9 protein-coding genes are annotated in these 9,376 nt (G+C 62.6%); 3 read left to right on the top strand and 6 right to left on the bottom strand.

Features of this window, described 5'->3' with window-relative positions; translation table 11 throughout:
- Positions 1–804: 804 nt before the first annotated feature.
- Positions 805–1,770, bottom strand: a complete 966-nt coding sequence (locus VKS22_04170; protein HLW69799.1) for an LLM class flavin-dependent oxidoreductase — start codon at positions 1,768–1,770, stop codon at positions 805–807.
- Between the two features lie 165 nt (positions 1,771–1,935).
- On the bottom strand, positions 1,936–3,552 hold the full coding sequence (locus tag VKS22_04165) for a carboxyl transferase domain-containing protein (GenBank protein HLW69798.1): 1,617 nt from the start codon (positions 3,550–3,552) through the stop codon (positions 1,936–1,938).
- An 88-nt stretch (positions 3,553–3,640) separates the two neighbouring features.
- Between VKS22_04165 and VKS22_04160 the strand changes: the two genes are divergently transcribed.
- Positions 3,641–5,962: a Smr/MutS family protein gene (locus VKS22_04160; GenBank protein HLW69797.1), complete on the top strand. Its 2,322-nt coding sequence runs from the start codon at positions 3,641–3,643 to the stop codon at positions 5,960–5,962.
- 34 nt (positions 5,963–5,996) lie between these two features.
- Here VKS22_04160 and VKS22_04155 read toward each other — a convergent pair whose 3' ends face one another.
- Positions 5,997–6,722, bottom strand: a complete 726-nt coding sequence (locus VKS22_04155; protein ID HLW69796.1) for an FAD-dependent oxidoreductase — start codon at positions 6,720–6,722, stop codon at positions 5,997–5,999.
- 18 nt (positions 6,723–6,740) lie between these two features.
- Complete coding sequence (locus tag VKS22_04150) at positions 6,741–7,115, bottom strand: 2Fe-2S iron-sulfur cluster-binding protein (protein ID HLW69795.1); 375 nt, start codon at positions 7,113–7,115, stop codon at positions 6,741–6,743.
- 170 nt (positions 7,116–7,285) lie between these two features.
- Between VKS22_04150 and lexA the strand changes: the two genes are divergently transcribed.
- Positions 7,286–7,894, top strand: coding sequence for a transcriptional repressor LexA (lexA, locus tag VKS22_04145; GenBank protein HLW69794.1), 609 nt, complete (start codon positions 7,286–7,288; stop codon positions 7,892–7,894).
- 144 nt (positions 7,895–8,038) lie between these two features.
- Positions 8,039–8,455: a GNAT family N-acetyltransferase gene (locus VKS22_04140; protein HLW69793.1), complete on the top strand. Its 417-nt coding sequence runs from the start codon at positions 8,039–8,041 to the stop codon at positions 8,453–8,455.
- A gap of 29 nt (positions 8,456–8,484) precedes the next feature.
- On the opposite strand, the gene ssb is transcribed toward VKS22_04140, so the two are convergent.
- A complete protein-coding gene (ssb, locus tag VKS22_04135) occupies positions 8,485–8,793 on the bottom strand; it encodes a single-stranded DNA-binding protein (GenBank protein HLW69792.1) in 309 nt (102 codons plus the stop codon).
- A gap of 103 nt (positions 8,794–8,896) precedes the next feature.
- Positions 8,897–9,376: hypothetical protein (locus tag VKS22_04130; GenBank protein HLW69791.1), on the bottom strand; the 480-nt coding region annotated here is incomplete at its 5' end.

Here is a 9,376-nt window from a genome sequence, read left to right as displayed (position 1 = left end):
CGCCGCCTCGTCGGCTGGCACGACCTGACCACAATCAGCGAACAACCGGAGGCAGCGTAATAGCAAGTTGATACTTCAACCGCTCAACTCGTCGCCTGGCCGATGCTTACTGCTTTTCCACCACTTGACCGACACTACCTTGGACTCATTGGACTTATACATCTTTATTTCTTATTCTTCAGCCTACCGGAGCTCTCGCCTTTGCCCTTCACAAGCGAACGCTACATAGCGTTTTCCGTCAAAAACCCAAATTTACTCTGGATGAAAAATGTAGTAGTCGTCTGTGAGAGGGGCACCTATGAGTCGGGGAATTCTCCTCTGCTCGATTCTAACCAACCATTGCAACACCCTGGCTTGGGACCATGCCCAGAATTTTACCAGAGCGATTGGAAACACTGGAAGCCAGGTCCTTTTCAGGATAACTTATGGGTGCTTATGGAGGCGTTGCCTGACATTCCACCAGGAAGCGGGTCAAGATTTATCTGCAATGGCGGCAACAGATTCAGCCTAAGTATCGTCAGTCCGGGGGCTCCCTACCACCGCGTTGAATACGGATTCGCCATTAAATATGACACTTCCTTAGGACCAAGCCGCTTCAAATGTATCGATGAAGAACTAATACAAGATCCTGATGGTACAGCTGAGTGGATCCCCGGAATCGTTACTGAATAACTCGAACCCCTTCCGAATGGGAGCATCATACTCTGCAACGGTGCAACGCTACGCGTTGTTACGGCCTTTTCTAGAGTTCGTAGGTTGCGGTGCAAGCCAGCAGAATCCGCATCGACTTCCTTCCGCGGCGAGCTAATTCAGCTTCGCGAAAGCCTTGAGGACGCGCCGCACGGCACTGCCGTAATCTTCGCCGACTGGATTCGGCGCGAAGATCGGGACATCGCAGCCCTGCTTGCGATACTGTTCAATCCGCTCGAGCGCACGCGGGGCCGGGCCAACCAGCGCGACGGCGTCCGCCATTTCATCCGTGATCGCGTCGGCCATCGCTTTGGGATCGCGCCGCTGTGCGGCCTCAATCACGCGCGCCGCGGGCGCGGCGAAGCCGCTCTTGGCCAGAATCCGATTATAGAATGGCAGAGCGCCATAAAACGCGAGGCCCTGCCGCGCCGCCGCATAGGCGGTCTTCAGATCGTCGTGAAGAAAAACCGGAACCCCACAGGTCATCGTGACCGCTGCGAGCTTGCGGCCGTGATGCCCGGCTACGGCGCGGGCCGCATCGATCGATTTGCGCATCCGCTCGGGCGAGCACATATAGAGCATCAGGCCGTCGGCGAGCTCGCCGCCGAGCTTGGAGGTTTCGAGCGCGAGGGCGGCGTAATAGATCGGTATCGGCTGGCGCGGCGTGCGCAGCTTCATGCCGAACATGTTGATCTCGCCGCGAAAGGCCTCGCGGATCACGTTGGTATCGCGACGCAGCCGCGTGCGTGCGTTGCCCATGTCGATGCCCCGCGCTTCGAGCGCCGGCCGATGACTGACGCCGAGTCCCAGTACGAAGCGCCCGCCCGCCGCGTCCTGCACCATCTCGGCCGCGGCCGCGCACAAGGTCGGCTCGCGTAGATAGATATTGACGATCCAGGTGGCGATAGTGATGCGCTTGGTCGCGTTCGCCACGCTCAACGAACACATCAGCGCGTCATTGTTGGCCTCGGGAATAAAAACGCCGCAATATCCGGCGTCCTCGGTTTCGCGCGCGAGTTGCACGAACTCCGGATAAGGAATCCCGGACATTGGAGAAACGGTGACGCCGTAGCCTTTCATACTCGACTCCCTGTGCGCGGATGCGATGCGTCAGCCTAGCGCATCGCGGTCGCGAGGAGTTAGCGGCCCGCCATCATCGGCCCACGCCTGAAGTTGACTTAAGATTCTTGACGCAGCTCGCAGACTCGCCTGCTCGCGACGCCCCGCAACGGGACTCCGCTAGCGCTACATCCTGAACACGCCGAACCGCGCCGCCTCCGGAATGCCCGCGTTCAGTGAGGCCGCAATTCCGAGCGCCAGCGTTGCGCGGGTCTCGACCGGATCAATCACGCCATCGTCCCACAGCCGCGCGCTGGCGTAATAGCAGCTCGATTCGTGCGCGTATTTATCGAGCGTCGGCCGGGTGAACTCGGCCTGCTCCGCCGGCGACATCGCGCCGCCCTCGCGCGCAAGCTGGTCGAGCTTCACGGTCAGCAGGGTGTTCGCCGCCTGCTCTCCGCCCATCACGGAAATGCGCGCGTTGGGCCACATGAAGAGCAGCCGCGGTGAGTAGGCGCGTCCGCACATGCCGTAATTGCCGGCCCCGTTTGACGCTCCGATGATCACCGTGAACTTCGGCACCTGCGCGTTCGCCACTGCGTTGACCATCTTGGCGCCGTCCTTGGCGATCCCGCCCTGCTCATAGCGCTTGCCGACGATAAAGCCGGTGATGTTCTGCAAAAACAGCAATGGAATCCGCCGCGCGCAGCACATCTGGATAAAGTGCGTCGCCTTCAGCGCCGATTCGCTGAAGAGCACGCCGTTGTTCGCGATTATCCCGACCGGATAACCGTGGATGCGCGCGAATCCGGTCACCAGCGTCGTGCCGTAGCGCGGCTTGAATTCATGCATCCGGCTGCCGTCAACCATCCGCGCGATGACCTCGCGCACCTCGTAGGGTTTGCGCGGATCCGCCGAGATGATTCCGTAGAGTTCGGCCGGATCGTAGTAGGGATCTTCCGGTGCATCTTGCTCCAGCACGGTAGCCGGATCGCGCCGCGCGCCCAGGTTCTCGAAGACGTTGCGCGCGATCTCCAGCGCATGCTCGTCGTTGTCGGCCAGATGATCGCTCACCCCGGAGATTCGCGTATGGACATCGCCGCCGCCGAGCTCTTCGGCGCTGACCACCTCGCCGGTGGCCGCGCGCACCAGCGGCGGTCCCGCCAGGAAAATCGTCCCCTGCTCGCGCACGATGACGTTTTCGTCGCACATCGCCGGCACATAGGCGCCGCCCGCCGTGCACGAGCCCATGACGATCGCAACCTGCGCGAGTCCCGCCGCCGACATCTGCGCCTGATTGTAGAAAATCCTGCCGAAATGTTCACGATCGGGAAAGACCTCGGCCTGCAACGGCAGAAAGGCGCCGCCCGAGTCGACCAGGTAGACGCAGGGCAGCCGGTTCTCGAGCGCGATCTCCTGCGCCCGCAGATGTTTCTTCACGGTGATCGGATAATAGGTGCCGCCCTTGACGGTTGCGTCGTTCGCGACAATCACCGCTTCACGCCCCTGGATGCGCCCGATTCCGGTCACGATACTCGCGCCGGGCGCTTCGCCGTCGTACATCCCATGCGCCGCCAGCATCGAGAGTTCGAGAAACGGACTTCCCGGATCGAGCAGCCGGCGCACACGCTCGCGCACCAGCAGCTTGCCGCGCTCGACGTGGCGCTTCCGCGCTGTTTCCGGACCGCCCAGCCGGATGCGCTCGATCTCGGCGCGCAGCTCGTCACAGCGGGCGGTCATCGCCGCGCGGTTACTGCGGAAATCCGGATCGTTAGGGTTGATGCGCGATTCGATGCGTTCCATGCTGGCGTCTCACTCTCCTCGGTGGTCTCGGGGGGATAATATCGTTAAGTGGCCGGATTGAGCGAAGGAGCGAGACGCCAGGCAGAATATGCGCGCACGCGATCTTAAAGCACTCGAGTTCGACAAAATCGTCGCGCTGATCGCCGGACTCGCAGTCTCGGAGCCGGGCCGGCGGGCCGCCGCGGCGCTCCATCCTTCCACCGACGTTGAGCGGGTGCGCGCGCAGCTCCGTGCCACTGCCGAACTGGTCGAATTGCGCGCGCGCGCGGGCGGCCTTCCGCTCGGCGAATTTATCGATCAGCGCGAGCTGATGCTAGCCGTTGCGCCCGAAGGCGCCGTGCTCGGAGGCGAGGCGCTCGTCAAGCTGCGCGACTTTGTCATCGTCGCGCGCACCGCCGCCGCTTTTCTCCGCTCGCGCGTCGAGGCGCTGCACCAGCTCGGCGCGCTGGCGCGCAATCTGGTCGCACCCAAGGAGCTCGCCGACGCGATGCTGCGCGCACTCGCCGACGACGGCGGCCTGCTCGACGACGCCAGCCCGGAGCTCAAACGGCTGCGCACGCGGATGCGCGATCAGCGCCTCGAACTCGAAACGCGCCTCGGCCGTTCCCTCAACGATTCCGGCATGGCGCCCTTCGTCTCGGATTACATCGTTACCGTCCGTAACCGCCGCTTCGTGCTGCCGCTCAAGCCGAACTTCACCGAGCGCCTCGACGGCGTCGTGCAGGACCGCTCCGTCTCGGGCGAAACGCTATTCGTCGAACCGATGTGGGCAGTCGAGTTGAACAATCGCTTGATGCTCCTCGAACGCGAAGCCGCGGCCGAAGAGTACCGCCTCTTGATGCGCCTCTCCGCGATGGTCCGCGGCTATGCGCACGAACTCGGCCTCACCTTCACCGCGCTCACCGAGCTCGACGCGCTCAATGCGCGCGCACAGTTTGCGGAACGCTGCGGCGGCGTCGAACCCACGCTGGCCGACGATGGCGTCGAACTGATCGCCGCGCGCCATCCGCTCTTGATCGCCAGCGGACGCACAACAGTACCGATCGATCTTCGCGTCGGTCCGGGCCAGCGCGGCATCGTAATCTCGGGACCCAACACCGGCGGCAAAACCGTCGCGCTCAAAACCCTGGGACTCTTCGCACTGATGGCGCAGGCGGGAATCCTGATTCCGGCCGCCGCCGGCAGCCGGCTCAAGGTCTTCGGCGGGGTGTTCGCCGACATCGGCGACGAGCAATCGATCGCCGCCAGCCTCTCGAGCTTCGCCGCCCACGTCGTCAACCTGACCGACATCGTCACCTCACTACGCGAGCCCGCGCTGGTTATCCTTGACGAGCCGGGCGGCGGCACCGATCCGATCGAGGGCGCCGCGCTCGCGATCGGCCTGATGGACTATCTCGCGGCGCGCGATTGTATCGTGGCGGTCGCCACCCACTCGACCGCGGTCAAGCTCCACGCCTATTCGCGCGCCGGCTTCGACGCCGCGGCGGTCGATTTCGACGAGGCCCGGCTGGAGCCACTCTACCGCCTCAAACCCCACACCATCGGCCAGAGCTACGGCCTTGCGGTCGCGCGTCGGCTCGGCTTCCCCGAAGCGATCGTCGCCGCAGCGGAGGCCGCGATGCCCGCGGGCAGCACCGAACTTGCGGAGACCCTGCGCCGCCTCGAAACCGAGCGCATCGACCTCAAGCTGCGCAGCGATGCTCTCGCAGCGCGCGAGGCGCATCTGACCGATCGTGAGCGCGCCGCCGAAGCGACTATCGAACAGGCGCAGGCGCGGATCGATGCCGAACGCGCCGAGCTGCGCGCTGGCGGCGCCGCCTTGCTCGACGAAATCCGCCGCGACGGCGCGAACCTGATGGCTGAGTTGAAAAACCGCAACAAGGGCCGCTCTGAGTTTTCGCGGATGCTCGCCGACGCCGCTGCGAAGGTCGACGCCGCGGCGCCCACGACTGACGCGTCGCCGGCCGAATCGGTCGCGCTGCACGCCGGTGATCAGGTCGAACTCGGCGGTCTGCGCGGCGAACTGCTAGCCATCGAGCCCGGCAAGGCCATCTTCGGGCGTGGCGGCTTGCGCATCGAGGTCGCGCCGGAACGACTGCGACGGGCCGGGCCACCGCGGCCTTCCACTCAACTACCCACGGTAGCTGTCGTCACCCCGAGCAGCGCCGCGGCCGAGCTCAATCTGATCGGTGAACGGACCAGCGACGCGCTGCGCAAGCTCGAGGAGTTTCTCGACCAGGCCTATTTGACCAACCAGACCGAAATTCGCGTTGCGCACGGGATCGGCTCAGGCACGCTCAAGAAAGCGATCCACGATTATCTGAGCGCTTCGCCGTATTGCGCTTCATTTCGGCAGGCGGAGCCGCATCAGGGCGGCGCCGGCGCCACGATCGTCACACTCGGCGATTGAAGATCAAATTTGCTGCGCGCAGTTTGCCGAAGAATTACCAGCGCTCGTAGCGGATGGCGCGGCGTTCGTAGCCGGCAGCGCGCAGCAGGTCGCGCAACTCGAGGACTCCCGCGCCGACGCCGCAGATATAGAAATGACGCGAGCGATCGGCGTCGCGTTCGATCCAGCGCCGCCGGACTTTCGCGATTATCGCCGCCCACCTCGATTCCGCACTTTGCGTGACGACCTCCATCGAAAGCGTGAATTGCGGATGAGCGCCTCGCAGTCCTTCGAGTTCTTCGCGATAAAGCAGATGATCGGCGCGGTCGGCGAAATAAAGCAGGTTCACCCGAGCGGCCGGACTCTGCTTCAGCAGCCGCCGAAGCATCGGCCGAATCGGCGCGATCGCGGTGCTTTCGGCAATAAAGATTGTTTCCGCATCGGGCGCCCGCTCAAGCGTGAAGGCGCCGAACGGCCCCGTGAACTCAACCTCCTCGCCGCCTTGGCGGGCAAACAGCCACGCTGCGCCGGCGCCGCCCGGCACACGATTAAACACTATCTCGAACGCGTCGCGCTCTTCCGGACTCGAAGTAATCGTGTAGGGACGGACGCGGACTTCATCGCCGAGCGGCATAGCGATCGAAATGAACATACCCGGAACAAATGACGGCAGCGGCGCTTCGAGCCTCCGTAGAAATAACGACCGCACATCGTCGGCGTGATCGAAGATCCGCTCGATTCGCGCGCGATAGGTCGGACGACTCGTCGCTCGAGTTTCCATCTTATCGCGCACGCAAAATCAGTCTCCCTGGCTCTCACTGACTTGATTGATCGTGAAGCGCGGGACGACGACCACGATCTCCGCCGACGGATCCGTAATCAGCGCCTGACAGCCCAGGCGCGACGTCGGGGTCAGCCCCGGCGCTCGATCCAGCAGGTCCTCTTCCTGTTCCGAGGCCTCGCCGAGCAGGCTGAAACCCGCCTTCACGATAACGTGACATGTAGTGCACGCGCAGTTCCCGCCGCAGGCGTGCTCAAGGTGAACCCCGTGACCGAGCATCACGTCCAGAATCGAGCCAGGCTCGCCGTCGTGATGAAACGGCGCCTTGGCCGGATCAAATTCGATAATCCGGTCTGGTTCGCCGTTTTCAAAAATAATTCGTAACTTCGCCATCAGAAGATCAGAGAATATGCGCTCCCTGACCCTCGCGAAATAGACAGCTGGCGAGCTTGCGTGCGGCGGTTCCAATCGAAGGGCGGGCCGGTTTGAGCCATCAGAAAATTGTTGTGTTTTCGCCCAACGTTCGCCATAATAAAACTGAAATGAGTTAGGAGGCGGCGCACGTGGCGACACTTACCAAACGTCAGAAGCAGATGGTCGATTATCTTCGACTCTATATCAACGAGAACGGTTACGCGCCAACTCTCGCTGAGATCGGTCAGTACTTCGGTCTCACCTCGCTCGCCACGGTGCACAAGCATCTGCACAACCTTGAAGCCAAGGGGCTGATCCAGCGCAAGCACAATCATAGCAGGGCGCTCGAAATTCCGGCGGCTGAGAATGGAGGGGGCGTGCGCAGGCTCGCTCTGGTCGGCGAGGTTGCCGCCGGCATCCCGATCGAGGCGGTCGAGGGTAGCGACTCTATCTCGGTTCCCGACGAGTTCGTGCGGCGCGACAACACTTTCTGCCTGCGGGTCAAAGGGCAGTCGATGGTGGACGAAGGCATCCGCGACGGCGACTATATAATCGTCGAGGGCCGGGATACGGCAAACTCCGGGGAAACGGTGGTCGCGCTCATCGGCGACGAGGCGACGGTCAAGAAGTATTACCCGGACGGCAACGGCACGGTTCGTCTCCAGCCCGCCAACCCGACGATGGAGCCGATCTACGTCAGCGGAGAGAGTCTGCGCATCCGCGGCGTCGTCGTCGGTCTGATGCGCCACTATCGTTGAGGTGCGGTCCATATTGCACTAAATTGCACTAACGCCGTTGTAAAAACGGTGCGGTAACGTCGTGGAAAGCAGCTAAGCATGATGAGGATGCTGCGGGGCGACTTGGGCGATCCGCGTGTCATCGAGCTCGTGAGGATTCATCTGATGAGCGCTCGGGCGGAAACCGCGCCGGGCAGCGCTCACGCCTTGGACCTCACCGGACTGCAATCGCCCGATATTTGTTTTTGGACAATCTGGGACGGGGAAAAACTTTTGGGCATCGGCGCGCTGAAGCGGCTCTCGGCCGAGCATGGCGAAGTCAAATCGATGCATACTGCCGAGCCGATGCGTGGAAAGGGTGTGGGAAGCGCGATGCTACGCCACATCATCTCGAGCGCACGCGCGAGCGGCATGTCGCGCCTCAGCCTCGAGACCGGCTCGTGGGAGTATTTTCAGCCTGCCCGCGCGCTCTACGAACGTCATGGCTTCATGGAGTGCCCGCCGTTCGCCGACTATCTGCCCGACCCGAACAGTATTTTCATGTCGCTCGACCTGACCCTGCGCAGCGCGGAGCCGGGCTGAGAAGCCCTTGCACAGTTGCGCGCTTCATTCTATACGGAGTCAGCCCTTCGTCCTATGCGGAGACGGCCTTCGACGAAGACTTGGCGGCCCTTCTTGAGATGCTCGGCGCAGATTTCGCCGAGCGGGACGAAGGCGACAATCGAGTGCCACTCGGTGCGTTCTTGTTTATTTCCTTCCTGGTCGGTGAACGATTCTGCCACCTCGCGCTCACTTTCGCTGCGCAAGTACGTCGCAAAGCAGCGCCATACATGGAACGTGGCAAACGCGCCCCAGAGATAGCACCGGATGTAATTTTCGGTGCGCGGCACCTTACGCCCACAGACTACGCATTCATCCATTGCAGTGATTCCTCCTTTGCGTCCGCTTGCCGCGAGGCCAGGGCGCAATCCGTTCTCAATTGCTCAGCCATGAAGGTTCGTGAAGAACATCTTTTCCTCGGCCTCACAACCGAATCCGGGGCCGAGGAAAAGATGCTGGTGGGTGGTGGAGGTGTGGGTGGGTTACAGTTTCGGGATGCGAAGCCGTGGAGCGGTGCGGCGCGCCGGACAGGATTCTTTCCCTGGCCCAGCGCCGCGCGACAGGGCGAGCCCCCGAGGTTCGGCGGCGGAACTCGACGATCAGGGTTTGAACAATGGTGAACGCCTTGAGTGCGGTACATTCGGCATAATCGAGTTGCCGCGCAAGTGGGCCTTTCTTTGAGAGATCGCGCGCGTAAAGAATCTCGTCACTGATTTGTTGTGCGGGGACTCCCCGGCTGGCGGCATAGATCGTCCAGGCGAGATCGGCGCGATGAAGGTCGCCGCCGTAGCGCGGATCGTCGTGGAACGCGTGCGGCGGTTTGATGATCGCGTTATTCTGATGACGTTCGGCCGACCGCTGGGCGGTGCGGTTGGCGAGGTCCCGTTGGACTATTGCGACGAG

Source organism: Candidatus Binataceae bacterium (genome assembly GCA_035308025.1).
In the GTDB taxonomy this organism is placed as follows: Bacteria; Desulfobacterota; Binatia; order Binatales; family Binataceae; genus JAJPHI01.
Note: the sequence above shows the minus strand (reverse complement) of the source record. Positions and strands in the feature narration are given on the sequence as shown.

What these genes read in the sequence shown, in the direction of transcription:
- VKS22_04170 (HLW69799.1), bottom strand. Translation starts at nt 1,770, where the DNA reads ATGAAAGGCTACGGCGTCACCGTTTCTCCAATGTCCGGGATTCCTTAT.
- VKS22_04165 (HLW69798.1), bottom strand. Translation starts at nt 3,552, where the DNA reads ATGGAACGCATCGAATCGCGCATCAACCCTAACGATCCGGATTTCCGC.
- VKS22_04160 (HLW69797.1), top strand. Translation starts at nt 3,641, where the DNA reads ATGCGCGCACGCGATCTTAAAGCACTCGAGTTCGACAAAATCGTCGCG.
- VKS22_04155 (HLW69796.1), bottom strand. Translation starts at nt 6,722, where the DNA reads ATGGAAACTCGAGCGACGAGTCGTCCGACCTATCGCGCGCGAATCGAG.
- VKS22_04150 (HLW69795.1), bottom strand. Translation starts at nt 7,115, where the DNA reads ATGGCGAAGTTACGAATTATTTTTGAAAACGGCGAACCAGACCGGATT.
- VKS22_04140 (HLW69793.1), top strand. Translation starts at nt 8,039, where the DNA reads ATGAGCGCTCGGGCGGAAACCGCGCCGGGCAGCGCTCACGCCTTGGAC.
- ssb (HLW69792.1), bottom strand. Translation starts at nt 8,793, where the DNA reads ATGGATGAATGCGTAGTCTGTGGGCGTAAGGTGCCGCGCACCGAAAAT.